Below are 25,741 nucleotides of genomic sequence, written 5' to 3'. Positions count from 1 at the left end.
TCTAGTAACCGTCTTCGGGAAATAGATGGTCGTTGACCCTATCTAGCTTCCCTGCCATCGTTGTAAGCTGATCGGCCTTCAATGATATTTCATATGCCAGAGTAAGGAGGCCGACTGCATCCAGCACATACGAGAGCTTCGAAAGCTCCTCTGCAATATCGCCAAGAACGGGGTTTTTGTACTCCATGAGCCTCAGAAGCTCAACAATCAGAGGAACCGTCTCTTCGAAGATCTCGAGGATCGTTTCCCAGTTGTCGATTCTCTTGTGTTCTCCGAGAACCATGAAAGACCAGTCTTGAAGAGGATCCATCACTTCGGTTCTCATGTTCGCGAAATCCCTGTTCATACTCCAGCTAGCAGCGTAGAGATCGAGATCTGAAATTGGCAATGAAGCCAGACGCGCTGCTCCCGCCAGCGACTCCTCAAGCTCTCTGATCACTGGTTTTGTGAAATTGCTGTAAGTGAGGTCGTGGTAAACGACCTGCCTCAAAACAAAAAACAAGACGCCCTCCGAGAACTTTGAAACACGCCCAAAGTTCGGGCAAATTTGGGTTCAAGTCCGGCTGCTAACATAAAAACTAACCCGATTCCAAGAATACCAAGATTACCTTGAAATCGGGCTTAGATATATGTGTCAGGGGATAAACAGGTGGTCAGGAAGCGGGGACTTGAACCCCGGACCTCTGGTTCCCGAAACCAGCGTTCTACCAACTGAACTACTTCCTGTCTCGAGAATTCTATCACGTGTCGTCTTCACTTTCAAGAACGCTATTTCCTTCAATAAAGGCGCTGCCGGCTACTAAATCATCGACATAGAATACCGCAAGCTGTCCCGGTGTAACCGCCCAAACTCCTTCGGGGAAGTCTACCCTGACTCTATCGTCACCGATTAAGAATACTCTTGCAGAAACGGACCTCATCGAGCTCCGAATCTTGCACTCGCAATCAAACGCTTCAGCCGGATCAACAAACCAATTAAGATCTCTTCCCGTGAGAGAGTAGGACACTAATCTCTCCCTCTGTGAGAGGACAAGCCTGTTCTTATCAGTATCGAGCCTCTTCACGTAATAGCGTCCCTCGCTCGAAATGCCGATCCCCTTTCGCTGCCCAATCGTATAGCCGAAAAGCCCGGTGTGTCTTCCCAGAAGATTACCCATTTCATCCTCAATAGGCCCCGGTTCATCCTTCACGCCACGAGACTTGAGAAAGCTTCTGTAATCCCCGTGAGGTATGAAACAAATCTCCTGAGAGTCCTTCTTTGAATGAACGGGAAGAGAAAGCCGACTGGCTTCTTGCCTCACTTCCACTTTTGTCGTGTCGCCTAGAGGGAAGAGAATTCTCCCGAGCTTGCTCTTCCTGATTCGCGAGAGGAAATACGACTGATCCTTTGAATTATCAAGAGCTCTCGCAATGAATAACTCATTATCGTGCGCGACCAATCTCGCGTAATGGCCGGTCGCTATCTTTTCAACTCCAAACGAGCTCATTTTCTCCAGCAGCAACCCGAATTTTATCGAATCGTTGCAAACCACGCACGGATTGGGCGTCTCTCCCCTCATATACGAACAAACAAAGTATTCGAGAATCGATTCGAATTCTTCTCTTAGATCCACGATCACCAGCTCTATTCCGAGGTGTTCGGCAACGCCTTTTGCCTCTTGTACAGCCGGGTTATCGAGTGAACTGCCCGGAATAACGATCATGTGATAACCAATTACATCGTTTCCCTGTCTAATTAACCGAGCGGCCGCGACGGCACTGTCGACACCCCCGCTCAATGCTATACCTAATTTCATGATAATCACCATCTCTATATTAACAGCTGTTTTTTGGCTCAAGTGTTGCTAAAGAGTATAATATCAATGAGCGATCCGCTGCGCACTCTGATTTTCGGCACCGTTTCGGTACCCGTTGATGACAACAGTCGAGCTCGAAAACGGATTTTGAAAGCCCGGGCGATCGATTTTCAACTGCGGTGGTTCTATTTCGTATTGAACCCATAGCGCAAGAAGAAAGTCAGGTTCTCAGTATTGAAAGCTAATGGATATACAATCAATTCATCTTCAGTTTAAGGAGGGGTATCATGAAGAAAACATTGCTAGTAATGCTTGCTCTGGTGATTTTGGGAGGCTTTGCCTTTGGAGCAAAATACGTTGTCGGAACGAGCGCTGACTTTCCGCCTTTCGAGTCTGTGGAAAACGGGGTGTTTGTAGGCTTCGACATCGACCTAATCAACGCTATTGCAGAGGAGATGGGCTTTGAAGTCGAGATCAGAGATATGAGCTTTGATTCACTTATTGCCGCGCTCGTGTCGGGAAACCTCGATATCGTTATCTCCGGAATGACTATTACAGATGAAAGAGAAGAGGTTGTCTCTTTCTCGAAGCCATACTGGACAGCAGATCAGAGCGTAGTCGTTCGAGAAGACAGCGAAATGAGCGTCACTGTGTTGTTTGGCAAACACAACATAGGGGTACAGACAGGTACGACCGGAGACATCTGGGTAGAGGAAAATCTTGTTGAAACGAAGATCCTCACAGGCGATTTCAAGAGGTACGATACTTACGTTCTCGCCATGACTGACCTTGTAAACAGGAATGTGGATGCGATAGTCCTGGACGCACCGGTTGCTGAAAGCTTCGCTGAGGTCAGACCAGTGAAAATCGTGGCTATAATCAAGACTTACGAGGATTACGGAATAGCAGTAAACAAGGCTAACAAGGAGCTTCTTGAGCTTATCAACGAAGGGATTTCCAGGCTCGAAGAATCCGGAAAACTGAACGAACTTAATCTAAAGCACTTCTGATTGAAGGGCGGAGGTAGCCATAGATAAACTCGGATTAATAGTCGATTCTTTGCCCGCACTTCTGAGAGGATTGTGGGTAACACTTCAAATAACGTTTCTAACTCTGGGGTTGGGCCTGATTCTGGCCCTCCCCATTTCTTTTGGTCAAGTGTACGGCAATAAATGGCTTAAGGTATTCATCGCGGTCTACGAAAAGGTTCTGCGGAGCATCCCTGAACTTGTGATCCTCTTTCTCATATTCTACGGATTTCCTAGAATTGGAATAAGATTCTCTCCCTTTGCCGCGGTCGTAATCGGGCTTGGCTTCCGATCATCTGCCTATCAGTCCCAGATCTTCAGGGGAGCTATAAACTCCGTAAGTTCTACTCAGATGAGAGCTGCGAGATCATTGGGAATGACCAATTTTAATGGATTCATCAATGTCGTACTTCCCCAGGCTGTGAGGATCGCTCTTCCACCCTGGACAAACGAGTTCACCATCGTACTGAAGGACTCCTCGCTGGCATACGCTCTAGGAGTTACAGAGCTTCTCCGTCAGGGAGGATACATTATTGCCACGAAGTATGAGCCCATGTTGATCTACCTCACAGTGGCCGCAATGTACTTCGTCGTTACGATCGTTATTAACAAGAGTTTGGGAAGCGTGGAAAAACGCCTTGCAGTACCCGGATTCGATATAAAGGAGACGGTAAGATGACCAACGATAAAGTCGTGCTAAGAGTCGAGAACCTGAAGAAATCCTTTGGCGATAATGAAGTCCTTAAGGGTGTATCTTTCGAAATGAAAGAGGGAGAGACCAAAGTGATAATCGGCCCGAGCGGAACCGGAAAGAGCACTCTCCTGGCCTGTATCAACATGCTAGTCTCTCCAAACGACGGCAGAATTTGGCTTGAAAATGAAGAGATCACTTCTGCAAAGAACATAAACAAGATTCGTCAGGAGATAGGGTTTGTGTTCCAGGATTTCGGCTTGTTCAATCATCTTACAGCTCTCAGAAACGTTATGGTCGGCCTGACAAAAGTCAAGAAGATGGAAAAGAGCGCAGCAAAGGACCTTGCAATGGAGGAGCTGAAAAGAGTTGGGCTCGAGAAGGAAGCGAAGTTGTATCCTGCTCAGCTCTCTGGCGGTCAGAAGCAGAGAGTCGGGATAGCACGTGCGCTTGCCATGCAACCGAAGATTATCCTCTTCGACGAACCGACTTCTGCACTCGATCCAGAACTGATCGGCGAGGTCCTCTCAGTCATGAAGAATCTGGCTGAAAGCGGCATGACGATGCTGGTAGTCACTCACGAAATGGGATTTGCCAGAACCGTTTCGGACGAGATCATCTTCATGGAGCACGGTCACATAGTCGAGCAGAGTTCTCCGGAAGAGATGTTCAAGAACCCCAAGAACCCTCGCACAAAGGAATTCCTCTTTAAGCTCAACGAGCTGTACGGGGAGTGAATGAATTGGAGAGAATCTGGAAGATCGTTGTCAACCACTGGCCAAAACTCCTTGAAGGGCTCGGCGTAACGCTGGAAATGACTCTTATAGCCGTGGTCATAGGCTTTGTAATTGGGGTGATTCTTGCAATCGCAAGAGTATATGGAAACAAGTTCTTCTATGCTATTTCTACGGCGATTATTGAAGTGATCAGGGGAACTCCGCTGCTTGTTCAGCTGTTTATTCTGTACTACGGCCTTCCGCCCCTTGGAATGAACCTAACGCCTTTCACCGCGGCGATAATCGGTTTCGCAATAAACAGCGGATGTTATCAAGCAGAGTATTTGCGAGGCTCTATTCAGTCCATTGCGGGGAACCAGATGAAAGCCGCAAGATCCCTTGGAATGACAAAGTGGCAGGCGATAATGCAGATTATTATGCCCCAAGCGTTTAGAAGAGTTATCCCGGCGTGGACAAATGAGTTCATATACCTCCTGAAATACACCTCTCTAGCCTATATAGTTGGAGCACCGGAACTTATGGCCCAGGCAAAGTTCATAGCTTCTAGAAACTTCCAGTTTTTCGAAGTCTATCTCGTGGTTGGCGTTATTTATCTCGTTGTGGTTCTCTTCTTCACAAAGCTTTTCAGCATACTCGAGAAGAAGGTCGAAATTCCGGGCCTCGAGTGGGTTAGATAGAGCGATTGTGGTAAGTCTTTTTCTGATGGAGACTGCCTGATGATGAAAGATCGAACATACTCTTCAATTTTGATAACTCTCTCTGGAGGTGGGTAGGTGCAAATCGATGGAGAACATTTGACACTCTCTGGTCTCTACAATGTAGCATTCGGAAATGAGTTCTGCTCAATCAATGAACTCTCTGCCAAACTCCTCGATGAAAGAAGAGAATCTCTGGAAACGAATAGCATGAAGAAGACGATTTACGGCGTGAATACGGGATTTGGAGTTATGGCCGATCATCGGATCTCCCCGGAAGACCTGGACGCACTGCAGAGAAATATCGTTCTCTCTCACGCGGCCGGAGTGGGCGAACCACTGAAAGAAGAACATGTCAGAGCGATAATGTTGGTTAGAGCCAATTCACTCCTGAAGGGCTATTCAGGAGTTAGAAAGTGTGTGGTTCAGAGAATTCTCGATCTGCTAAATAATGGAATCGTACCGATTGTCCCGGCAAAGGGTTCCGTTGGAGCGAGCGGCGATCTTGCCCCTTTGGCACATATAGCGATGACGCTTATTGGTGAGGGGGACTGCCTCGTTGACGGAAAGCTCGTTTCTTCCTCGCAGGCTCTTGCCAGCAAATGCCTTGAACCGCTTGTTTTGAAGGCCAAAGAAGGCCTCAGCCTTCTGAATGGAACCGCCCTGATGGCCGGATTGGCCGGGTGCTCAACCTATACTGCGTCGAGGCTACTCGATCAAGCTATCCTTGTAGCTGCGATGTCCGTCGATGCGCTGATGGGCAGTACCTCTCCATTTGACGAGAGAGTTCACAAAGCAAGACCTCATCGCGGTCAGACATATGTTGCGAAAAAGCTTAGAGAGTCTCTCGAGGGAAGTGAGATAAGGACTTCTCATCTCGATTGCGATAGAGTTCAGGACGCATACACGCTCAGGACTATCCCTCAGGTTTACGGAGCGGTGAAGGATACCATCGAATACGCAGAAACCGTCCTTGAGACCGAGATCAACTCGGCGACCGATAATCCTTTGATATTCGAAAACGGGGACGCGATTTCCGGAGGCAACTTCCACGGGGAGCCCGTAGCTCTAGTGGCAGACTTCCTCTCAATAGCTCTTACAGACCTCGGTAATATGATTGAGAGAAGAATAGACAGACTCGTAAATCCAAAGCTAAATGATCTGCCCGCCTTTCTGACAAACGGAGAAGAAGGTCTCAATTCCGGATACATGATCTGGCAGTACACGGCTGCGGCACTGGCTTCAGAGAACAAGACCCTTGCGCATCCGGCCTCTGCCGACTCGATTCCCACATCCGGCTTCCAGGAAGACCATGTGAGCATGGGAGCCTGGGGAGCAAGAAAACTCTGGTCGATACTGGACAACGTTGCGACCCTTATCTCTATTGAGGCGCTTCTCGCATTCAGAGCTCTGTCGTTTCGACATCCCAGGAAGTCCGGTTCTGTTATAGAGCAGCTGTTTGAAGAGATTGCAGGCATCGTTCCCGATCACAGAGAGGATCGTTATTTTGGAACGGAGTTTTCAAGTGTAAGAGAACTTCTATTTAAGAGGGCCGGTCTATAAGTAGATTGGTTTTCATAGAAGGAATTATCGATGAAAAGTTTTAATTGCACGCTAATTCCAGAAAAAAGAGGACGGATAATCGTCCTCTCGTGGAATTCTTGGTGCCGGGGGCGGGACTTGAACCCGCACAGGCGGTATGCCCACATGAACCTGAATCATGCGTGTCTGCCAATTTCACCACCCCGGCATCGCACAAATAGTAGTTTATCATTCGCTGTGAGAGGTGTCAAGAGTCAATGAAGGAAGAGACTGCTCAGTCAATTATACGTTTGTTTGCACTGGTTATCTTTGCATGTTTCTTTCCAACTATGCTTACTGCTTCGTACGATAATAGAGGAGTCGTTGCCCTCTTTCTGAACGACCCGGCATATGAAGCCAAGCTATCACCGATAGAGCGTTCGCTTGCGGAACAGGGTATCAGGTACAGGATCTTCAAGATATTCAACGATGAGCTTCCCGAAGATGAAAACGAATACGCAGGCGTTATTATTGCAGGCGGCGATTCAATGAGGAACTACATCGACTGGAACAATAAGGTCTATCAGGGCGGAGAAATAATACTGAGGGGCGAAGTCCCGATACTTGGTATTTGTCTGGGTCATCAGATAGTCTCGAGAGTGTACGGTTCCGTTCTATATTACAGTGAGGAGCGCCGCTGGCACGAAGTAAGTTTTGTGAAAGAGGACAGGGTTCTCGAGGGCTTTGACGGAAGCCTTCTCGTATGGGAGAATCATGCCTACGCCGTCGCCTCGATTCCAGATCAATTCGAACTCTTTGCTAGGGGGAACGTAACCCCTATTCAAATGATCAAACACAAAGAAAAGGAGATCTACAGCGTTCAATTTCATCCGGAAACCCAGGCAGGTTTCCTCGGTAACCCGCCAGGCTGGAAGCTCATAAAGAACTTTGCAGAACTGGCAAAAGCCACTATCGAAGACCCGCCGCTGCCGACGGATAGAAGAAGAGTATTCCCCTACTGACCTTTCGACGATTGGCAAGTCCTTAATGGTCAAATGAATTCCGTTTTGTCCGGCCAGAGATTTTGCAAATGGGGAGGAGTGCGGAGAGATGGAGATAAGAGAAGTCAATCCCTAATCACTCTCCGGGAGAGTTGTAAGGTATGAGTATTCAAGTGATAGATACTTTGACCTTTCAATAGAACGTAAAGCGGCATATGGACGATTCAAACCTCCGTTAAGAGATTTTCAGCCCAATACATAAAAGGCTTTGCCCACAATATAAAAGAACCATTCAAGGCGTCGCCCATTGTTTAAGCGCTCACGAAAACGGTAAGGAGCTGGGGCTTTTGCTCTTTCCGAGAATGGAACGATTCTCTCCGTATCTGGGACATCCTTGTCTGGAAGGAGTATAGACGGACAGGCGTTGGCACGGAACTTATGAATACCGCAAAATAGAAGAAAAGGGATTGAGACGTCTAGTACTGGAAACTCAAAGCAGCAACTTTCCCGCGATCTCTTTCTACCTCAAGTATGGATTCGAGCTGACCGGGTTCGACACTGCCTGCTACACAAATAGAGATATCGAGAACCACGAGTTCCGCATGGAATTCCACTATCTTCTTCATATAGGGCTAGCGTCCTAGAGAGTCTTCTCGCTTCTGGTCTTGTCTGCAGTTGTCGGGATTGGTCGCACCTCGCATCATGTATGTAAATCTCTCAGCAGCCCTTCATCAGCCGCTAATTATTGTCGATACGATGAATGCACAGTAGATAATCATCAGCAGAACACCTTTTGGCCTGTCAAGTCTTTTTGTTCTGAGCAGAAGCAACGGCAGAACTATGGAGAGTCCCAGTGCAAAAGAGATTTCGACAACGAGAGACCTGTGGGCCAATATAGGCGATATCGTTGCCGAAACTCCCAGAACAAGAAGCAAGTTGAAGATATTCGATCCCACCACATTTCCTATGGCGAGATCACTGCGGTTCTTCTTCCCCGCCGCAACAGTGGTTACAAGCTCCGGAAGAGACGTCCCAAAGGCAACAATAGTCGTTCCTATAACCATATCGCTGACTCCGAAAACGCGAGCTATCGACGATCCCCCGTTAACCACAAGATTACCTCCGATAATTACACCGGCCGTTCCCCCGATAGTTGCCAGCCAGGCAAGTACCGGATACTTCTCAAAGAGCTCTATGTCTCTCTTTCCTTCTACTTCAACAATGTCGGAGATCTTTCTGTCTCTCTTCGCCATTGCGAACACATACATCATAAAGATGACAAAGAAAGTAGTCAACACTATTCCGTCGCTTCGCTGAAGACCGTTGCCATTTCCAAGTATCAATGCTCCGCTTGCAACAGTGATCAATATCACAAATGGTATTTCATAGCTCATAGTTGTCTTGCTTACGCCAAGAGGCGTCAAGAAAGCCGCGACTCCGAGGATTAGCGCCATGTTGGCGATATTAGATCCGAGAACGTTACCGAGAGCGATTCCGGAGCCCTTGACGGCTGCCTGAACGCTCACCGCAAGCTCCGGTGCGGAAGTTCCTAGAGCGACAATGGTCAGTCCGATAAGCAATTCAGAAATCCCGAGATTCTTGGCAATCGCCACAGATCCATCTATAAGAAAATCGGCTCCCTTGATCAGCAAAATAAAACCTGCGGCTAGCATCAGTAGGGCTATAAACAACGGCCACACCTCCACGAAAAGCAGCGGCATCCGTCGCCGCAACAAGACCATTATATTCAGTTTCGGTGAAGGAAAGGTTCTTACTTTATGACAGCGAGTTCCTTCCCGATCATCTCGAACTTTGAAACCGCAAAATCGAGATCCTTTCTTGAGTGAGCGGCACTTATCATGACTCTTATTCTTGCCTTTCCTTTCGGGACAGTAGGAAAACCGATAGAACTTGCGAATATCCCTTCTTCAAAGAGCCTCCTGGAAAACGCTGCGGAAAGCTTTGCATCGTAGAGCATCACAGGAGTTATGGGTGTCTCGGTATGCCCCGTATCAAACCCCAACGCTTTCAGCTGGTCCTTGAAGTAATCCGCGTTATTCCAGAGAGTCCTGACCAACTCATCGGATGAAGAGAGTTTCCTGACGGCCGCTATTGCCGCAGCGGTTTCGGCCGGAGAGAGGGATGAACTGAAGAGAAACGGGCGCGCCTTCTGCTTCAGGTAATCGATCAGAGTCTTCTTGCCAGCAACGAATCCTCCGACTATACCAAAGGCCTTAGAAAGAGTTCCGACTTCAATATCCACGCTTTCATGCAATCCGAAGTGGTCGACTATTCCTCTCCCGTGGCTCCCAAGGACGCCTTCGCCGTGAGCATCGTCAACCATCAGAATCGCACCGTATTTGTTCGTCTTTTCGACGATTGCAGGCAGCGGAGCAAGATCACCGTCCATCGAAAAGACGCCGTCAGTTATTACTAGCTTTCTCCTTGCCCCATCGGACTCGGCCTTTTTCAGTTGAGTCTCCAGATCATTTACATCTTTATGCTTCCATACATATCTTTTGGCCTTTGCAAGCCTTACTCCATCGATTATGCTGGCGTGGTTAAGTTCGTCAGAGAGAATCGCATCTTCTTCGGATACGATCGGGGCAATCACCGCCTGGTTTGCATTAAAACCGGATTGGACGACTAGTGTAGATTCAACTCTCTTGAAAGCCGCAAGCTCCTTTTCAAGGTCATTGTGCAATTGAAGTGTCCCGGCGATCGATCTTACAGCTCCAGGCCCGACACCCCATTTTCTGACACCGTCGATCGCGGCTTCCTTAAGCTCTTCATCAAAACATAGCCCGAGATAGTTGTTTGAGCACATGTTGAGGACCTTTTTCCCCTCGATATTCAGCCAGGCGCCCTGGGGAGATTCCAGTGTTCTGATCTTCACCAGCAAACCCTTTTCTTCTAGCTCTTCCATCTCCTGCTTGAGTACATTAAAGTCAAACATCTAAACACCTCCGTAAAACCAATCAGAATTCGAGGACAACTTTTCCAGAAATTCCCTTCTTCATCGCGTCGAATCCCTCTTCGAATCTCTCAGCTGGAAGAATATGTGTGACAACCGGAGAAAGGTCGATCCTCTTGTTCTTGAGCAATTGAGTCGCCACCTGCCAGGTCTCAAACATCTTTCTTCCTGTTATGCCGTACATAGTTAAGCCCTTGAAAGTGAACAGGCCGTTTATATCAAATGACACATCACCTGGAAAGACCCCTAGCAGCGAGACAACGCCTCCGTTCGTAAGACTTCGAAGTCCCTGCTCAAAGGCGGTTGAATTGCCGGACATCTCCAGAAAAACATCTGCTCCGTTTTCTTCGGTTATCGACCTGACTCTCGAAGGGACGTCTTCCTTTGTGGGATCGATTATTGTGTCCGCTCCCATCTTTCTTGCCAGGCCCTTTCTAAACTCTTTTATCTCCGTCACAATAACCTGTGCCGCTCCGGAAACCTTCGCCACTGCAACTGCCATAACGCCTATCGGTCCGGCACCGGTGATCAAGACATTCTTTCCAGTGAGATCCGTTACCAGCGCAGTGTGGATTGCGTTTCCAAATGGTTCCATAATCGATGCATACTCCAGAGGAATCGAAGGATCGACTTTCCACAAAACCACTTCCGGTACCCTAACATATTCAGCGAATACCCCATCTCTATGAACACCGAGGATCTCCATGTCTTTGCAGATATGCATCTTCCCGGTCTTGCATTGAAGACATTTCTGGCAAGGAATATGGGTTTCCGAGACTACAGAATCCCCGACAGAAACTGATGAGACCTCTCCGCCAATGTCTACGACCTCTCCGGTAAATTCATGCCCTCCTATCTGAGGCGGCCTGATTCTCTCCTGCGACCATTTGTCCCAGTCGTAAATATGAAGATCGGTCCCGCAAATGGAAGCGCGCTTGACCTTCACAAGTACGTCGTGCGGACCGAGTTCACGCGGGACCGGAACCCTTTTCAGCGTCAGGCCCGGCTCCCGCCTTTCCTTCAATATTGCAACCATAGTATCCGATTCCAACAAAATTCCCTCCTTTCATTCAAAACTCTACATTCCAATTGTAAGTTAAGGTTTGGGTTTCAGAAAACTCACCGCCGGTCATCTAAAACCAATTGATGATGTTGACGGCGCTCGACTTGTTTAATCCTTCTTATAGCTTACCGAATAGAAAACATGAGAGAACATGGCTTCCACATGAAGAGGCCGGACAAAAACACAAAGGACAATAGACCGATCATTATCATAGTGAACTCTGTTCAGGGACTGTTGAAACTATTTGCCGGCAGTCTTCAAAAAAAGAGTACGGAACAATCTCTCCCAATTCTTTATCTTACTCGATTCATAACAAAAACGTTAGTGATCTGTGACTGCTTGTCTTTGGTTTCCAGATAGATAGAAACCGATTATCAGGTTTCTTCGCTCCAATTGACCAATAAAGGCGTTTTTTGAGAAGAGGCCATTATTACTTCACATGGTATTATCATTTCGAGTAGTGCAGTGTTATGTTTTATTTTAATCTAATGAGTATTACATGCCCTACTCTGTCCTGAGTTAGTGATCGGGTACCGGTTTGTGATGAAGCCCACTGCTGCAGTCTTGATTCGCACCCATTTGTTACTCTCATTCTGCATAGCTGACAAGTCTAATATGTTAATGCTTAAGCTGTGCTTTGAGTAACTATTGATTATTCTGGGGTAGCTTCGGCTCTAGACGATCATAATTGTGGAGGTGAGGCAAGTGAAGAAAATTCTCGTTCTAGCCGTAGTTCTGCTTCTGGGATTTGTGTTGTTTGCAGTTGACCCGATCGTTATTGGCGTCTTCGAACCTATGACTGGGCCTTACGCAGCCGGAGGCCAGCTTACCATGGAAGGCGTTACTCTCGCCGCCGAGCAGGTAAAAGAAGTTCTTGGCCGACCGATCGAGCTGGTTCTTGTCGACAACAAGAGTGAGAAGGTGGAAGCATCAAACGCCGTCTCAAGGCTGATCCAGTTCAACAAGGCATCGGTAATCATCGGTAGTTACGGAAGTGCCGTTGCAATACCCGGCAGTGAAGTGGCAAATGCTGCAAAGGTACCGATGATAGGATGTTCACCGACCAACCCGCTGGTTACTTTAGGGAAGCCTTATGTTTTTAGGGTCTGTTTCATTGACCCATTCCAGGGAAGCGTAATGGCGAAATTCGCTGTTGATGAACTCAACGCGAAGACGGCTGTGATCATTCAGGACATCGCTTCAGACTATTCGGTTGGACTCTCGCACTACTTCCAGAATTCCTTCAAGGCACTTACTGGAGACAACAAATCGATCAGCGGTGTCATCTCTTATCAGACGGGTGACCAGGACTTCACTGCTCAACTGGCATACGCCCAGGGTAAAAACCCAGATGTAATCTTCATACCTGCTGCTTCTTATGGAGAGGCGGCGCTCATCATTAAGCAGGCTCGCGAACTGGGAATTGAGTCTCAGTTCTTGGGCGGAGATACTTGGGAAGTCCCCGAATTCCTGCAGGTTGGCGGTGCAGCCGTCGAAGGCAGCTACTTCAGCACACACTTCGACGTAGCAGTAGCACCGACGCCAAAAGCCGCCGAGTTTATAGAAGCTTTCAAGGCCAAGTACGGAGTCGAACCGAGCGCCTTTTCCGCTCTGGGATACGATGCGTTCATGCTGGCTGTAGACGCTATTATCAGGGCGAATTCGGCTGTTCCTGAGGATATTAAGAACGCTCTGAGCGCAACTGTGAATTTCGAAGGAGTGACGGGGTACATAACAATAGACGAGAACGGCGACGCGGTTAAGGATGCGATTGTTAGAAAAGTCGAGGATGGAGTCTTCAAGTTTGTAAGTGTTGTAAAACCAGTCCAATAGATGAGGCCAAGACATTGATTTTCCAGGTATCGGAGGTATCGGACGCAGGCCAATGCCTGCGTCCTTACTAAGGGCGGCAGCTAAGCTAAAGGTGGTGGCAGGATGAGCTCTAGCGTTTTTTTGCAGCACCTTGTTAACGGAATCTCATTGGGTTTCATATTCGGACTTATAGCTATCGGCTACACTCTCGTCTATGGAGTAGTCAAGCTCGTTAACTTTGCTCACGGAGATGTATTCATGATGGCTACCTTCTTTGTCTTCTACGGCTTCACTTTGTTCATGATGCCCTGGTGGCTGGCGGTTCTGTTCGGTATAATCGCGACTATCTTGCTGGGAGTCGGGATAGAGCGTGTTGCATATAGACCATTGAGAGACGCACCAAGAATCTCATCGCTCTGTGCTGCAATAGGTATGTCCTTTCTTCTCCAGAACATTGCCACGGTTGTCTTCGGCGGAAGGCAGAAGGCCTTCTATGTGCCTCCATCACTGACCAGGACATTCATTATTGGTGGAGTCAGAATTCAGGCGATAACCATAACTACTATTGTGGTTTCAATAGTAGTACTCCTTCTGCTAACATTTCTGGTCAAGCGTACGAAAATGGGATTGGCTATGAGAGCCCTATCTGTAGACTTCGAGACAGCCAAGCTAATGGGAATAAACGTAGACAGAACAATCGCATTCACATTTGCGATAGGTTCGGCACTCGCGGCACTTAGTGCAATTCTCTGGGCTCTCAGATACCCACAGATATGGCCTTTCATGGGAGTCTTCCCTGGCTGGAGGGCCTTCACTGCAGCGATAATCGGAGGAATTGGAAGTATTGTGGGTGCTCTTGTCGGTGGATTAATGCTTGGCATGGTTACGATTCTGCTGGTCGCCTTTTTCCCCGAGGCGGCAGGTTACAGAGACGCTATAATCTTCGTTCTTCTCGTCATGATTCTTCTTGTGAAGCCAACGGGTTTGTTCGGCGAGAAGACAAGTAGGTGAGTTATATGGATCGCAGAATGAAGTTGGTCTTAACCATAGTTAGTCTTCTGATCTTCATTATGTTGCTCTGGCTTGCCGAGAACTATATCGATGCTTTCATCAAGAGAATCTTGAATGTTGCGGCTATCTACGTGATACTGGGAGTCAGTCTCAACCTTATAAACGGCTTTACCGGTCAGTTCTCTTTGGGCCACGCGGGTTTCATGGCTCTTGGCGCATACGCCTCGGCGTTACTGTACATGTCGCCATCTCTAAAGGCAATGAACTTCTTCATACAACCGATAATATGGCCGTTAAGCGAAATAGAGATTCCCTTCTTCTTTGCACTACTTGTTGGCGGTGCTGTTGCGGCCATTGCGGGCTTCGCTGTTGGAGCTCCGTGCCTTCGAGTCGGAGGAGATTATCTTGCCATAGTAACCTATGGCTTTGCAGAGATAATTCGCGTAATACTCAACAACCTCCAGAGTGTTACTAACGGACCACTGGGCCTGAAAGGACTTCCCACCTATACAAATCTTTACTGGAGCTGGGGTTGGGCATTGTTCACGATCTTCTTCATAAAGAAGCTGGTGGACAGTAGCTACGGTCGAGCGCTGAAGTCAATAAGAGAGGATGAAGTTGCGGCGGAAGCAATGGGAGTGAATCTCTTCAAACACAAAACTATGGCCTTCGTCATCGGCGCTTTCTTCGCTGGAATTGGAGGCGGACTACTCGGCAGTCTGCTGATGACAATCGATCCGAATTCTTTCAACATCTCCTTGACCTTTCAAATTGTTATGATTGTCCTTCTAGGAGGGCTTGGAAGCATAACCGGAAGTGTTGTGATGGGCATTTCGGTTGCCTTCTTGATGGAACTGCTCAGGTTCGTGGAATCGCCCATGACGATATTTGGCTTCACGATACCCGGGATTTCCGGCATGAGGATGCTGATCTTTGCTCTGATCCTCGTAATTACTGTGATCTTCTTCAGAAGAGGCCTTTTTGGCCACAAAGAGTTCACATGGGAATGGATATTCAGATCAAGAGGGAGGAATGCAGATGAGTCTGCTTAAACTTGAACAAGTAACTAAGAGATTCGGCGGACTCACTGCGGTCTCGGATTTCAATCTCGATCTTCAGGAGGGAGAGCTGGTAGGACTTATAGGACCTAATGGAGCCGGCAAGACAACTGTGTTCAATCTAATAACAAATACATATTACGTAAGCGAAGGCAGGATTCTCCTCGACGGAAAAGACATCACCGGAATGAAGACAGATAGAATCACCGCAGCCGGTATCGCTAGAACATTCCAAAACATCCGCCTCTTCGGAGAGCTGACAGTTCTGGAGAATGTGCTTACGGCCTGCCACCTGCGCCTGAAGTCCTCTGTTATTTCTGCCGTCTTTGGGCTGCCGGGATACAGGAGTGAAGAAGTGCAGATGCACGGCAAGGCAAGAGCCCTGCTCAAGACACTTGGCCTAGACAAGTATGAGCGAGACCTGGCCGGATCTCTTCCCTACGGCCTTCAGAGAAAACTCGAAATTGCCAGAGCTCTAGCGACGCAACCGAGAGTGTTATTGCTGGACGAGCCGGCCGCGGGGATGAACCCGGAAGAGACGCTTGCCCTGGCGGCTCTGATCCTTAGAATTCGAAAGGACTTTCAGCAGACGATTCTGTTGATTGAACACGACATGAGCCTTGTCATGACCATATGCGAGCGGATTATCGTCCTTGATCACGGCGTCACTATCGCAAAGGGGCTTCCAGAGGAAATTCAGAACAATCCTGATGTAATAACCGCCTATCTCGGAACGGGTGATTTGTATGCTTAGGGTAGAGAACTTAAACGTGTATTACGGAGGCATCCATGCTCTGAAGGGAATCTCTTTCAACGTTGAGGAAGGGAAGATCGTCGCGCTTATCGGTGCGAACGGGGCCGGAAAATCGACAACTCTGAGAAGCATCTGCGGCCTCAAGAAAGTGAAAGATGGCGAGATAGTCTTCAAGTCAAGGAGTATTACAAACAAGTCCACAAATGAAATCGTGAGGGCAGGAATGACTCTGGTCCCTGAGGGAAGAAGAATCTTTCCGAACCTCACGGTGATCGAGAACCTTATGCTTGGGGCATTTCAAAGAAAAGACTCTGAAGAAATCGAAAGGGATCTTGAATGGGTGAACACTCTCTTTCCAATACTGAGAGAGAGAAAGGATCAAAAGGGCGGAACTCTCTCGGGTGGTGAGCAGCAGATGCTTGCCATAGGCAGGGCGCTGATGTCTAGACCGGATCTTCTTATGCTCGACGAGCCATCGCTTGGACTCGCTCCAGTAATAGTCGGCGAAGTATTCAAGGTAATTCGAAAAGTTCACGAAGAGGGTAAGACGATTCTCCTGATCGAGCAGAATGCCCTCGGTGCACTGAAGCTGGCCGATTATGCCTACGTACTTGAAACGGGACGGGTCGTCCTTGAAGGGAAAGGAGAGGAATTGCTTAACAACGACCTTGTGAAAAAATCATACCTTGGAGGTTAGTAAAGCTTGTATTCGACAACTAACACTCTTTCGGAAGATGTCCGGCATACGATCAGTTGTGAGAGATCGATTAGACAACCCGAGGAAACGAAATGCTCGTAGCCGAGCTGAAGTTTAGAAGCGAGAAACTAACAACAGCTGCTTAAGAACAAGGGAGTCCTTTATCAGGCAGATCGAATACAGAGCACAGATAACTTTGGGCCGCACTCCAGCCAACCCGTATTCACCGCCGAGCTCTTCACGCTTTCTCAAAACGGACAGTAAGTGAGTATCGCCATTTCTAGAACTCAACGCAACAGCAATGCCTTGAATTCATCTTCCCGGGCAAGTGGCCGCATCATAGGCGAAAACCTTCACTGCCTCGTGAAATTCTCCTTATCCCGACTTTGCAAGCGGGCAGCGTGCGGTGCTAAGCAGATCTTGAAACACAATAAGCATTTGAATTTCTTGAATAAGGAGTCAATATTTGGAAAGTTGCCGCTCTGGAATGTAATTTCTGAAAAGTTCCTTGACTTCTGAGAGAGAGTTGCACTTCATGTATTCACTTCTGAGATTCGATGCATGCCTTATGTTCCGTGTGTAACCGGCAAATGATTTCCTAAGATCTCTGACGGCTTGTTCTTCACCAACCGCCTCGGCCAGCCTTCCGAAGTGTATAAGAAAGTAATTGAGTCTTTCGGGAAGCGTGAGATTATCGTATGAGCCAAACTCAATGAGGTCTCTCGCCTGTCTGAAGATCCAGGGATTGCCGATCGCTCCTCTCGCAACGACAACGCCATCTACCGAATACTGTCTCAAAGCCTTTGCGATCGCCTCAGGGCTATACATATCGCCAGAACCGTAAGAGAGAATGCCTTCCGAATGAAGAATCTGGGTGATACGCTCGATCTCTTCCCAATTCGCTGCCCCCGAATAGCCTTGCGATACGGTTCTGCCGTGAATGAAGACCGCTTTGGGTTTTGCTTTCAATATCGGGTAGATGATCGCTTCCGTTTCGATGTTTTCGATGCCGAGTCTTATCTTGACTGAAACAGGAATATCGATCGTCTCTTTCAGTGCGACAATCATCTTAGCGATTTTTTCAGGTGTTCTTAGCAAGGCGCTCCCTGCGCCTCTTCTCGTTACTTTTCTTACAGGACAGCCGGCGTTAATATCGATCCAGGTCGCTATGCCGTTAAGCCGGGCGGCTGCCTTCGCCATTCTCGATACGCATGAACCAAAGAGCTGTATTCTCGTAGGGGCTGACGGGATTATCTCGTCTGTTTTTCCCGATCCCCTTAGGACACCTTCTACGCTAATCATCTCACTGAAAACAAAATCCGCTCCCCATTCGAGCGAAAGCTGCCTCATTACCTCATCCGTATATCCAGCCATGGGAGAGAGACCGATTTGCTTATCCATAGTAAGTCGTTACCTCGTCCAGAATTGAATCGGGAACCAACCCTTCAATCGACTTGCCTTCCACAATCTTCTTCCGAATCTCAGTCGATGATAAGTCGAAACGAGGTGCGTCCAGCCAGACAACTTTCTCGACGGAGGGCAAGTCCACACTGCCTTCACTTCTCGGATAAACCACTATTGTCGCTTCGTTCAGTAGAGCTTTGTATTCATACCAACTCTCCAGAGTAACTAAGCTGTCCTCGCCGATAACGAGAAACGGTTTGCAGCCATGAACCTCTGCGAAGTGCCTGACCGTGAAGAGTGAATAAGAGATTCCTCCCCTTTCTCTTTCATAATCAGACACACACGCTTGCTCGACTTCACAGAAAACCTTCTTGAGCCAAGATCTTCTCAGGTCGTATGGTGCAACCGTACTGGAAACTTTGTGAGGAGGAATGTACGCTGGAATAACATAAAGCTTCTCAAGCCGTAGTTTCTCGATCGCCCGAGTCGCTACAGCCACATGTCCCATATGAACCGGGTCGAAAGAACCTCCGAAGATGCCTATCTTAATCTTTGAACACATATTCTTTGTCATCAATAACTACAGTGTCTCCTTCCTCAATCCCCGCATTCCTAAGTTTTGAAGAGAGTCCTCCCTTTTCCAGCTTGTCCATTATGAAACGGTCCCTGTATTTGAAAGCTCTGATTTTTCTCGTGTAGAAATCAACGGCCGGTCCAAGAACAACATATCTGCCTTCAGAATCTTTCTCAACTCTGAAGTCTTCCGGATAGGGAGCGGTAAGCACAACCGGTTCGACCTGGGGCAATGGAAGCTCTTCTTCAACCTTCATCGACGACAAGTAGGAATGATCGCTTTCAACGTTTTTCCAGATCGTCTCTTTCAACGCATTGACTCCCTCGCGAGTAGCAGCCGAGATTGGAATAATATCTTTGCCGATCTTCTTCCTGAATATCTCCAGCTTGTTTTCACGTTCTTCTTGAGGAAGAAGATCGCACTTGTTTGCAACTACTATCTCGGGCTTATCGGCCAGCTCCTTCTTGTAGAATTCAAGCTCGTACCGAATATCGTCATAATCCTGAAGGAAGTCTCTTCCCTCGCTCTCAGAGATGTCCAGGAGATGAACTATAGTCTTGCATCTCTCAATGTGCCTCAAAAAGCTGTGGCCGAGACCGACACCCTGATGTGCTCCTTTGATTAAACCCGGAACGTCTGCCACTATGTATCCCTGTTCGTCATTTGCCATGACAACTCCGAGATTGGGCGAGAGGGTTGTAAAGTGATAATTTGCTATCTTCGGTCTAGCATTCGACATAACGGAAATGAGCGTCGATTTTCCGACGTTTGGGAACCCGACCAGTGCAACATCAGCCAGAATCTTCAGCTCCAGCCGAACAAAGAGTTCCTCTCCAGGTTCACCGTTTTCTGCTGCCTTGGGCGCCTGATTCGTTGAAGAGACGAACCTCGCATTGCCCCTTCCACCCTTTCCGCCTCTGGCAATCGCAACGATTTGACCGGGATTGCAAAGGTCGGCAATGATCTCTCCACTCTCCGCGTCATATGCAATCGTCCCAACGGGCACTCTTATAACCAGATCCTTTCCCTTCTTTCCGGCCATATTTGAACCGTGACCGCTCTCCCCGCTTTGAGCGATGAATTTCTTCTTGCGTTTGAATTCATAGAGCGTGTTTATTGAATTGGTCGATCTGAGAAAGACATGGCCACCCCTGCCGCCATCGCCGCCGTCAGGACCTCCAAAGGGTATGTACTTCTCTCTTCTGAAGGAAACTGAACCATTTCCTCCATCTCCTGCCTTAACGTATATGCGCCCCGTGTCAACGAGACTTTCCTGATCGTTAGCTAGCACTGGAACACCTCCGCCGTATCTCCATTATGTTATAATAACATTGTTATTGAAAGGAGGAAAGTAGAAGTGGATCACGTTGTCAACGTCGGTTTCGAGTCCTTTGTTGTAAGGGATAGGATTCTCGCCGTTCTTCCTATCGAAAGCTCAGCTGTTCGTCGTCTTAAGCAGCTCGGCATGGAGACAGGCAAGATCGTCAACCTGACTTTCGGAAAGAGAACGAAGGCCGTATTGATAACAGACAGCGGTCACGTAATTTTCTCCTTTCTTCCGCCAAAGAGAATTATAGAAAAACTCTTCAATAATTAGGAGGCTTTATGGACATAAACATGGCACCTTTCGTCCCTTACGTAGTTGAAGACAGAGGGAGGGGTGAAAGAATCTTTGATATTTACACTAAACTGCTTTCAGAAAGAATAGTGTTTCTCGGGTGGCCCATCGATGATGAAGTTTCAAATATAGTCGTGGCTCAACTCCTCTTCCTTGAATCTCAAGACCCCGAAAAGGACATAAGTCTATACATAAACACCCCGGGTGGTTCGATAACTTCCGGATTGGCGATATACGACACAATGCAGTATGTAAAGCCCGACATCTCTACGATTTGCATTGGGATGGCAGCCTCGATGGGCGCGATATTGCTTGCCGGAGGAACAAAGGGAAAGAGATTTGCGCTACCTAACTCAAGGGTAATGATTCACCAGCCTTTCGGTGGTGCAGAGGGAGTAGCCAAAGACATCGAAATCCGGGCGAAGGAGATTCTTTACCTGAGGGACGAACTGAATAAAATCCTTGCCAAACACACTGGACAATCAATAAAGAAGATAGAGAAAGATGCCGACAGAGACTTCTTCATGAGTTCTGCCGAAGCTGTTGAGTATGGGATGATAGACAAGGTAATCGAACAAAAGACGAAAGAAAAAGCAGAAGAATGATAGAGAGAGATTAACCGGCCGGCGCTGAGCGCCGGCTTTTGATGTATCCGGAGTGGATAAAGTGGCCGAAATGACACCGATGATGAAACAATACCTTGAAGTCAAGAGAAATTACAAGGATTGTCTGGTTCTTTTTAGGCTTGGTGACTTCTACGAGACTTTTCTCGATGATGCTAAGCTAGTTTCAAATGAACTGCAGATAGTTCTAACTTCAAGAAACGGGGTGCCGATGGCGGGCGTCCCCTACCACTCAGTTAACGGCTATCTCAAGAAGCTTGTGGAAGCGGGTTACAAGGTTGCGATTTGCGAGCAGACAGAGGATCCCGCGCTTGCGAAGGGACTCGTGAAGAGAGAGGTTACCAGGGTAGTTACTCCTGGAACTCTTGTAGAAGACGAGTTACTACCCGAAAATGCAAACAACTACATTGTCTCTATTGGAAAAGCCGAAGAGAACTTCGTTCTGGCAACGGCAGACGTATCTACCGGCGAGGTACTCCTCTCAAGCGCCGACGACATCGTCTCGTTGAAGGACTCTATCGCAGCTATCGGGCCGTCTCAAATACTACTGAAGGAAAGTCTGAAGAACCTGAAGAAGGAGATTTCGTCGGCATCGTTTGCAATGGTAGAGATAGTCGAAGACTGGCATTTTGCACTTTCTTCGAGCATTAATTACATCAAAGAGTTCTATTCGATAGTCGCTATCGATCATCTCGAACTGGATGATACTCAGATCGAGGTTCTCGGAGCTCTGTTCAAGTACCTTGAGTCGATCAATCTCGGTCCCATGAGACATCTTTCGCTTCCAAGGGTTATCAGAAAGTCCGACTCTATGCAGCTCGATGCTTCCACTATCGAAAACCTGAATCTCTTCAAGCTCGAAAGAAAGGGTTCGCTCTTCGAGATACTTGATGAAACTGTTACTGCAATGGGAAGAAGAAGGCTGAGACGGTGGCTGTTTTCGCCCCTTGTCGACAAGAATAGAATCGAGGAAAGGCTGGACACTGTTCAAGCGCTAAATTCGGATCGCCGGCTTTTAAATGAACTCAGAGAATATCTGCAGCATGTATTCGATATCGAGAGAATAAGCACCAGACTTTCAATAGAGAAGGCCGCACCAAGAGACCTGCAGTCACTTAGAACCTCCCTCTCGGTGCTACCCTTTATCAAGGAGCTACTCTCGAGCGAACCGGCTCTTGAAAGACTGAGCGACCGGGTCGAACTCTTTCCTGAAGAGCTCGATCTTCTTCAGCGCAGCATCATGGATGAACCCTCCTCAACAGCTGGAGAAGGAAATGTAATCAGAATGGGGTTCAACGAAGAACTGGACGTCCTTCGAGATCTCCTTGACAACTCGGTTGAGAGGATGAAGGCGATCGAAGCTAGTGAAAGAAAAGCAACGGGAATCTCTTCTCTGAAGGTCAAGTTCAACAAAGTCTTCGGTTACTTCCTCGAAGTCCCGAAGAGTCAGACTAACAAGGTCCCCGAGAGCTATACCAGGAAGCAGACTCTTGTGAACTCCGAGAGATATATTACACAGGAACTCAAGTCGTTTGAAGACAAGATACTGAGCGCAAACGAAAAGATAGAGACACTCGAAAAAACTCTCTTTTCGAGTGTCTGTTTACAGCTTGCTAGTTCACTGGAGAGATTCAAGAGTGTAGCGCTGGTATTATCTGAAATCGACGCTTCTCAGTCGCTGGCATCTGTAGCAAGAAGAAACAACTATTCTCGCCCCCGCTTTTCAGAGCATGGAAAAGTGAAGGTTTCTAGTTCGAGACATCCTATTGTAGAGAAATTTGTGGCTGACTTCACGCCTAATGACATATCCATGAGCCGTACAGAGAATTTCTTCATTGTAACAGGACCGAACATGAGCGGAAAATCCACTTTCATACGGCAGATTGCCCTGCTCTCGATCATGGCTCAGATCGGCTCCTTTGTGCCTGCAGATGATGCGATGCTATCAATCTATGACAGGGTCTTCACAAGAATCGGTGCAAGGGACGAACTGGCAAGCGGGAAATCGACTTTTCTAGTAGAGATGATGGAGACGGCAACGATCCTCTCCAAGGCGACGGAAGACAGCCTGGTGATCCTGGACGAAGTGGGCAGGGGAACAAGCACCTTTGACGGTATTTCAATAGCATGGGCGGTTTCAGAGTTCATATACGAGGCGGTGGGATGTCACACGATATTCGCCACTCATTTCACGGAGCTAACCGAACTCTCTAATATGTACACGGGCATCAAGAACAAGACTGTCCGCATAGTTGAAACCGAAGAAGGAATAGTATTTCTCCACAAAGTTGTGGACGGAGTTGCAAACAGATCCCACGGAATAGAGGTTGCCAAGCTTGCAGGAATTCCCGAGGCAGTTCTCTCCAGGGCAAAAGAGATTTTGAAGGTGATCTCCAAGCAGTCTGCCCTGGACAAAGCGGTCAGGGTATTGACAGCCGAAGATCTCAAGGAGATAAGGCAATCAAAGAAAGGAAAGATGAACAGAAATCAGATCACTCTATTCTGATGCTGATAAGACATTCTGCATTCCGGAGGTTGGGCATGTCGAGAATCGAAAGGTTTAGAGAAAAGCTTAGAGAAAGCAAGCTTGACGGGTTTGTTCTTTACAACATGGAGTCCAGCAATCGCTCCAGTTCCTGGTATCTATCCGGGTTTTCCGGCTCTTTCTCAGTTCTTATTGTGACCCCGAGGGGCGAGTACATAGTGACTGATTCGAGGTACTTCACTCAAGCCGAAATTGAAACGCACTTCAAGCTGATCCCTTTCAACAATGGCGACGAACTCAAAGACGTAATTCAGGCGACGCTGGCCAAAGATGGAGCCAGCCGTGTGGGATTTGAGGAAGAGACGATCAGCTATGGTCTTTACAAGCGAGTCTTCTCCCAGCTAGGCGTCGAACTTGAACCCGCAGACAGTATTCTCAAGGATCTTAGGATGGTAAAGTCTCCGGAGGAAGTCGAGAAGATGAGACTGGCAGTCAAGATCGCCGAAGATGCGCTTACAGAGACTTTCAACTTCATTCGTCCGGGAAGGACTGAGGAAGAAGTATGTGCGACACTCGAATATGAGATCAGGAAGCGAGGAGGCTACCTTGCCTTCGAGACGATAGTGGGCAGCGGACCGAGAAGCGCAATAGTTCACGGCAGACCGTCCAATAGAACTCTCCAGGAAGGCGATTTTCTCTTGATCGACTACGGGGCAAGGGTAGACGGCTACAACTCGGATATTACAAGAACTTACAGTATAGGGGAACCGTCTGACGAAATGGTGAAGGTTTATGAAGTGGTTCTCAAAGCGCAAACAGAAGCTAAGAACGCCTCAAAGGCAGGGGTTATAGGAAGCCAGATACACGAAGTTGCAGCAAGTATAATTAGAGAGGCGGGTTATGGCGACTACTTCGGTCACGGCCTGGGCCACAGTCTGGGAATGGACACTCACGATGGCCAGGGGCTTTCTCCTAAGAACTGTAATCCTATCCCGGCCGGAGCGGTCATTACAATAGAGCCGGGCATCTATCTTCCCGGCAAATTTGGGGTTAGAATAGAAGACGATTGTTATTTTTGTGAAAGCGGAGTAGAAGTTCTGACAAATCTAGATAGAGAGTTGAAGATTCTTTAGCAATCCGGAGGTGGCTTCTAGATGATAGAAGTTGGAAAGATTAGAAAAGGAACGCCTCTTATCATTGATGGAGATATCTACATCGTGACTGAAGCAAATAAGCACTCAATGGGAAGAGGAGACGGGATAATTCGGACGAGGATGAAGAACATCAAGACCGGCCTCGTTAGGCAATTCACGTTCCAGGCAAGCGAGAAAGTGGAGGAAGCGGCGCTTTCATTCAGACATGTGCAGTACCTTTACTCGGAGGATGAGATGTTCCACTTCATGGACCTCGAAACATTTGAGCAGTATACAATTGGTTTAGACGAGATGGGAGATGCCCTGGACTACATAAAGGAGAATGAAGTGGTGGATCTTCAGTTCCATGAAGATAGGCCGATAGGTATTGTTCTTCCGAACACTGTGGTTCTGGAGGTGAAAGACACCGCTCCCGCTTACAAAGGCGACACGGTTTCGGGAAGCGGCAAACCGGCCGTTCTGGAAACGGGGCTCAAGGTGACGGTTCCATTCTTTGTCGAAAACGGTGAGTTGATTCGAGTAGACACAAGAACCGGCGAATACATCGAGAGAGCATAAGGAGAAAGGAGGGAGAATTATGGATTTTGAAGAGACTGATCTCGGCAGAATCGAGATCTCGGAGGCAGTGATCCGGGATATCGCTATTCACTCCTACATTGAATTTCTGAAATTCGATCCTAAGGAAGCCAAAGCACGAAAAGAAGCCAAGTCTACGGTAGATATCGACCTCGACGAAAAGGTCGACGGTACGAAGACTGTCAAGATATCAGTAAACACAAAGATCAAGTACGGTGTCTCTATACCCTCATATGCCAGAAAGATGCAGGAGAAGCTGAAAAACGATGTTGAAAGCTTCAGCGGCATAAAGGTTGAAGACGTTTCCATCACTATCGAAGATGTCTTTGAAGAGGCCCAAAAACCAGTGGTCATTGAGGAAGAAGAGCTCGAAAAGAGCGAAGCAAAACCTGAACCGGAAGAGATGAAACCAGAAGCGACTGAAGCGGAAGAGCCTGAAGACGAAGAGAAAAAGAAAGAGGTTTGAAGA

At 47.8% G+C, this 25,741-nt stretch carries 26 protein-coding genes, 2 tRNA genes and 1 pseudogene; 18 read left to right on the top strand and 11 right to left on the bottom strand.

Translation table 11 applies throughout. From position 1 onward, the window contains the following. Nucleotide 1: 1 nt before the first annotated feature. The 3 genes from B3157_RS09115 to mnmA all read right to left on the bottom strand — a co-directional run bounded on the left by B3157_RS09115 (nucleotide 2) and on the right by mnmA (nucleotide 1,796). On the bottom strand, nucleotides 2-502 hold the full coding sequence (locus tag B3157_RS09115; protein ID WP_292590189.1) for a hypothetical protein: 501 nt from the start codon (nucleotides 500-502) through the stop codon (nucleotides 2-4). Between the two features lie 148 nt (nucleotides 503-650). After that, a tRNA-Pro gene (locus tag B3157_RS09110) sits at nucleotides 651-726 on the bottom strand. A gap of 14 nt (nucleotides 727-740) precedes the next feature. Further along, nucleotides 741-1,796 carry a tRNA 2-thiouridine(34) synthase MnmA gene (mnmA, locus tag B3157_RS09105; RefSeq protein WP_414674176.1) on the bottom strand — a complete coding sequence of 352 codons (1,056 nt, stop codon included), beginning with the start codon at nucleotides 1,794-1,796 and terminating at the stop codon, nucleotides 741-743. A gap of 287 nt (nucleotides 1,797-2,083) precedes the next feature. Here mnmA and B3157_RS09100 point away from each other — a divergent pair, with 287 nt between their 5' ends. The 5 genes from B3157_RS09100 to hutH all read left to right on the top strand — a co-directional run bounded on the left by B3157_RS09100 (nucleotide 2,084) and on the right by hutH (nucleotide 6,510). Next, on the top strand, nucleotides 2,084-2,806 hold the full coding sequence (locus B3157_RS09100) for a basic amino acid ABC transporter substrate-binding protein (RefSeq protein WP_292590186.1): 723 nt from the start codon (nucleotides 2,084-2,086) through the stop codon (nucleotides 2,804-2,806). A 49-nt stretch (nucleotides 2,807-2,855) separates the two neighbouring features. Continuing rightward, nucleotides 2,856-3,503 (top strand): amino acid ABC transporter permease, encoded by a 648-nt coding sequence (locus tag B3157_RS09095; RefSeq protein WP_099831112.1) that lies wholly within the window; start codon nucleotides 2,856-2,858, stop codon nucleotides 3,501-3,503. Further along, entirely contained in the window at nucleotides 3,500-4,252 is a 753-nt protein-coding gene (locus B3157_RS09090; RefSeq protein ID WP_099831111.1) for an amino acid ABC transporter ATP-binding protein, read from the top strand. The genes B3157_RS09095 and B3157_RS09090 overlap by 4 nt, the downstream gene beginning before the upstream one ends. 5 nt (nucleotides 4,253-4,257) lie before the next feature. Then, a complete protein-coding gene (locus B3157_RS09085; RefSeq protein ID WP_300980089.1) occupies nucleotides 4,258-4,929 on the top strand; it encodes an amino acid ABC transporter permease in 672 nt (223 codons plus the stop codon). A 96-nt stretch (nucleotides 4,930-5,025) separates the two neighbouring features. Then, nucleotides 5,026-6,510: a histidine ammonia-lyase gene (hutH, locus tag B3157_RS09080; RefSeq protein ID WP_292590181.1), complete on the top strand. Its 1,485-nt coding sequence runs from the start codon at nucleotides 5,026-5,028 to the stop codon at nucleotides 6,508-6,510. Between the two features lie 99 nt (nucleotides 6,511-6,609). On the opposite strand, the gene B3157_RS09075 is transcribed toward hutH, so the two are convergent. Further along, nucleotides 6,610-6,697: transfer RNA gene (locus tag B3157_RS09075), tRNA-Leu, on the bottom strand. Nucleotides 6,698-6,746: 49 nt separating this feature from the next. Here B3157_RS09075 and B3157_RS09070 point away from each other — a divergent pair. Further along, nucleotides 6,747-7,490, top strand: a complete 744-nt coding sequence (locus B3157_RS09070) for a type 1 glutamine amidotransferase (protein ID WP_292590180.1) — start codon at nucleotides 6,747-6,749, stop codon at nucleotides 7,488-7,490. Between the two features lie 333 nt (nucleotides 7,491-7,823). After that, a pseudogene (locus B3157_RS09065) lies at nucleotides 7,824-7,925 on the top strand (GNAT family N-acetyltransferase); the annotation flags it as partial. A gap of 20 nt (nucleotides 7,926-7,945) precedes the next feature. Here B3157_RS09065 and B3157_RS09060 read toward each other — a convergent pair. The 4 genes from B3157_RS09060 to tdh form a co-directional block, all read right to left on the bottom strand. Further along, entirely contained in the window at nucleotides 7,946-8,095 is a 150-nt protein-coding gene (locus tag B3157_RS09060; protein WP_292590178.1) for a hypothetical protein, read from the bottom strand. A 105-nt stretch (nucleotides 8,096-8,200) separates the two neighbouring features. Continuing rightward, nucleotides 8,201-9,169, bottom strand: a complete 969-nt coding sequence (locus tag B3157_RS09055) for a calcium/sodium antiporter (RefSeq protein WP_243392467.1) — start codon at nucleotides 9,167-9,169, stop codon at nucleotides 8,201-8,203. A gap of 71 nt (nucleotides 9,170-9,240) precedes the next feature. Further along, nucleotides 9,241-10,425 carry a glycine C-acetyltransferase gene (locus tag B3157_RS09050; RefSeq protein WP_102819226.1) on the bottom strand — a complete coding sequence of 395 codons (1,185 nt, stop codon included), beginning with the start codon at nucleotides 10,423-10,425 and terminating at the stop codon, nucleotides 9,241-9,243. Between the two features lie 22 nt (nucleotides 10,426-10,447). Then, nucleotides 10,448-11,479, bottom strand: a complete 1,032-nt coding sequence (gene tdh / locus B3157_RS09045; protein WP_180977961.1) for an L-threonine 3-dehydrogenase — start codon at nucleotides 11,477-11,479, stop codon at nucleotides 10,448-10,450. Between the two features lie 732 nt (nucleotides 11,480-12,211). On the opposite strand from tdh, the gene B3157_RS09040 reads away from it, so the two are divergent. The 5 genes from B3157_RS09040 (at nucleotide 12,212) to B3157_RS09020 (ending at nucleotide 16,838) form a co-directional block, all read left to right on the top strand. Continuing rightward, a complete protein-coding gene (locus B3157_RS09040; RefSeq protein ID WP_099831105.1) occupies nucleotides 12,212-13,339 on the top strand; it encodes an ABC transporter substrate-binding protein in 1,128 nt (375 codons plus the stop codon). Between the two features lie 102 nt (nucleotides 13,340-13,441). Further along, a complete protein-coding gene (locus tag B3157_RS09035) occupies nucleotides 13,442-14,329 on the top strand; it encodes a branched-chain amino acid ABC transporter permease (RefSeq protein WP_099831104.1) in 888 nt (295 codons plus the stop codon). 5 nt (nucleotides 14,330-14,334) lie between these two features. After that, a complete protein-coding gene (locus B3157_RS09030) occupies nucleotides 14,335-15,381 on the top strand; it encodes a branched-chain amino acid ABC transporter permease (RefSeq protein ID WP_099831103.1) in 1,047 nt (348 codons plus the stop codon). Further along, entirely contained in the window at nucleotides 15,368-16,141 is a 774-nt protein-coding gene (locus B3157_RS09025; RefSeq protein WP_292590175.1) for an ABC transporter ATP-binding protein, read from the top strand. Before B3157_RS09030 ends, B3157_RS09025 begins: the two co-directional genes overlap by 14 nt. Continuing rightward, nucleotides 16,134-16,838, top strand: a complete 705-nt coding sequence (locus B3157_RS09020) for an ABC transporter ATP-binding protein (protein WP_292590174.1) — start codon at nucleotides 16,134-16,136, stop codon at nucleotides 16,836-16,838. Before B3157_RS09025 ends, B3157_RS09020 begins: the two co-directional genes overlap by 8 nt. A gap of 459 nt (nucleotides 16,839-17,297) precedes the next feature. On the opposite strand, the gene B3157_RS09015 is transcribed toward B3157_RS09020, so the two are convergent. From B3157_RS09015 to obgE, 3 genes are read right to left on the bottom strand one after another with little or no spacing between them, the layout of a single operon-like run. Then, nucleotides 17,298-18,239 carry a tRNA dihydrouridine synthase gene (locus B3157_RS09015; RefSeq protein ID WP_214061404.1) on the bottom strand — a complete coding sequence of 314 codons (942 nt, stop codon included), beginning with the start codon at nucleotides 18,237-18,239 and terminating at the stop codon, nucleotides 17,298-17,300. Beyond that, entirely contained in the window at nucleotides 18,232-18,816 is a 585-nt protein-coding gene (gene nadD / locus B3157_RS09010) for a nicotinate (nicotinamide) nucleotide adenylyltransferase (protein ID WP_099831099.1), read from the bottom strand. Before nadD ends, B3157_RS09015 begins: the two co-directional genes overlap by 8 nt. Further along, nucleotides 18,788-20,107: a GTPase ObgE gene (gene obgE, locus B3157_RS09005; RefSeq protein ID WP_099831098.1), complete on the bottom strand. Its 1,320-nt coding sequence runs from the start codon at nucleotides 20,105-20,107 to the stop codon at nucleotides 18,788-18,790. Before obgE ends, nadD begins: the two co-directional genes overlap by 29 nt. Nucleotides 20,108-20,173: 66 nt before the next feature. On the opposite strand from obgE, the gene B3157_RS09000 reads away from it, so the two are divergent. The 6 genes from B3157_RS09000 to B3157_RS08975 all read left to right on the top strand — a co-directional run bounded on the left by B3157_RS09000 (nucleotide 20,174) and on the right by B3157_RS08975 (nucleotide 25,738). Further along, nucleotides 20,174-20,413: a DUF370 domain-containing protein gene (locus tag B3157_RS09000; RefSeq protein WP_099831097.1), complete on the top strand. Its 240-nt coding sequence runs from the start codon at nucleotides 20,174-20,176 to the stop codon at nucleotides 20,411-20,413. Between the two features lie 8 nt (nucleotides 20,414-20,421). Next, on the top strand, nucleotides 20,422-21,039 hold the full coding sequence (clpP, locus tag B3157_RS08995) for an ATP-dependent Clp endopeptidase proteolytic subunit ClpP (RefSeq protein WP_099831096.1): 618 nt from the start codon (nucleotides 20,422-20,424) through the stop codon (nucleotides 21,037-21,039). A 70-nt stretch (nucleotides 21,040-21,109) separates the two neighbouring features. Next, the gene (gene mutS / locus B3157_RS08990) at nucleotides 21,110-23,563 is read left to right on the top strand and encodes a DNA mismatch repair protein MutS (RefSeq protein WP_292590224.1); all 2,454 of its coding nucleotides are present in this window, start codon (nucleotides 21,110-21,112) and stop codon (nucleotides 23,561-23,563) included. A gap of 35 nt (nucleotides 23,564-23,598) precedes the next feature. After that, nucleotides 23,599-24,675 carry a M24 family metallopeptidase gene (locus tag B3157_RS08985; RefSeq protein ID WP_292590166.1) on the top strand — a complete coding sequence of 359 codons (1,077 nt, stop codon included), beginning with the start codon at nucleotides 23,599-23,601 and terminating at the stop codon, nucleotides 24,673-24,675. 21 nt (nucleotides 24,676-24,696) lie between these two features. Next, nucleotides 24,697-25,254 (top strand): elongation factor P, encoded by a 558-nt coding sequence (gene efp / locus B3157_RS08980; RefSeq protein WP_099831094.1) that lies wholly within the window; start codon nucleotides 24,697-24,699, stop codon nucleotides 25,252-25,254. Nucleotides 25,255-25,273: 19 nt separating this feature from the next. After that, on the top strand, nucleotides 25,274-25,738 hold the full coding sequence (locus B3157_RS08975; protein ID WP_214078212.1) for an Asp23/Gls24 family envelope stress response protein: 465 nt from the start codon (nucleotides 25,274-25,276) through the stop codon (nucleotides 25,736-25,738). The last annotated feature ends 3 nt before the right edge of the window (nucleotides 25,739-25,741 follow it).

The organism is Mesotoga sp. UBA5557 (genome assembly GCF_002425715.1).
Lineage (GTDB): Bacteria > Thermotogota > Thermotogae > Petrotogales > Kosmotogaceae > Mesotoga.
The sequence above is the reverse complement of the archived record's forward strand: the minus strand, read 5'-3'. Positions and strand labels throughout refer to the sequence as shown.

Coding starts and splice junctions, on each gene's coding strand:
- mnmA (WP_414674176.1), bottom strand. CDS start 1,796: ATGAAATTAGGTATAGCATTGAGCGGGGGTGTCGACAGTGCCGTCGCG.
- B3157_RS09100 (WP_292590186.1), top strand. CDS start 2,084: ATGAAGAAAACATTGCTAGTAATGCTTGCTCTGGTGATTTTGGGAGGC.
- B3157_RS09090 (WP_099831111.1), top strand. CDS start 3,500: ATGACCAACGATAAAGTCGTGCTAAGAGTCGAGAACCTGAAGAAATCC.
- B3157_RS09070 (WP_292590180.1), top strand. CDS start 6,747: ATGAAGGAAGAGACTGCTCAGTCAATTATACGTTTGTTTGCACTGGTT.
- B3157_RS09060 (WP_292590178.1), bottom strand. CDS start 8,095: ATGAAGAAGATAGTGGAATTCCATGCGGAACTCGTGGTTCTCGATATC.
- B3157_RS09050 (WP_102819226.1), bottom strand. CDS start 10,425: ATGTTTGACTTTAATGTACTCAAGCAGGAGATGGAAGAGCTAGAAGAA.
- tdh (WP_180977961.1), bottom strand. CDS start 11,479: ATGGTTGCAATATTGAAGGAAAGGCGGGAGCCGGGCCTGACGCTGAAA.
- B3157_RS09035 (WP_099831104.1), top strand. CDS start 13,442: ATGAGCTCTAGCGTTTTTTTGCAGCACCTTGTTAACGGAATCTCATTG.
- B3157_RS09030 (WP_099831103.1), top strand. CDS start 14,335: ATGGATCGCAGAATGAAGTTGGTCTTAACCATAGTTAGTCTTCTGATC.
- B3157_RS09025 (WP_292590175.1), top strand. CDS start 15,368: ATGAGTCTGCTTAAACTTGAACAAGTAACTAAGAGATTCGGCGGACTC.
- B3157_RS09020 (WP_292590174.1), top strand. CDS start 16,134: ATGCTTAGGGTAGAGAACTTAAACGTGTATTACGGAGGCATCCATGCT.
- B3157_RS09015 (WP_214061404.1), bottom strand. CDS start 18,239: ATGGATAAGCAAATCGGTCTCTCTCCCATGGCTGGATATACGGATGAG.
- nadD (WP_099831099.1), bottom strand. CDS start 18,816: ATGACAAAGAATATGTGTTCAAAGATTAAGATAGGCATCTTCGGAGGT.
- clpP (WP_099831096.1), top strand. CDS start 20,422: ATGGACATAAACATGGCACCTTTCGTCCCTTACGTAGTTGAAGACAGA.
- mutS (WP_292590224.1), top strand. CDS start 21,110: ATGACACCGATGATGAAACAATACCTTGAAGTCAAGAGAAATTACAAG.
- B3157_RS08985 (WP_292590166.1), top strand. CDS start 23,599: ATGTCGAGAATCGAAAGGTTTAGAGAAAAGCTTAGAGAAAGCAAGCTT.
- efp (WP_099831094.1), top strand. CDS start 24,697: ATGATAGAAGTTGGAAAGATTAGAAAAGGAACGCCTCTTATCATTGAT.
- B3157_RS08975 (WP_214078212.1), top strand. CDS start 25,274: ATGGATTTTGAAGAGACTGATCTCGGCAGAATCGAGATCTCGGAGGCA.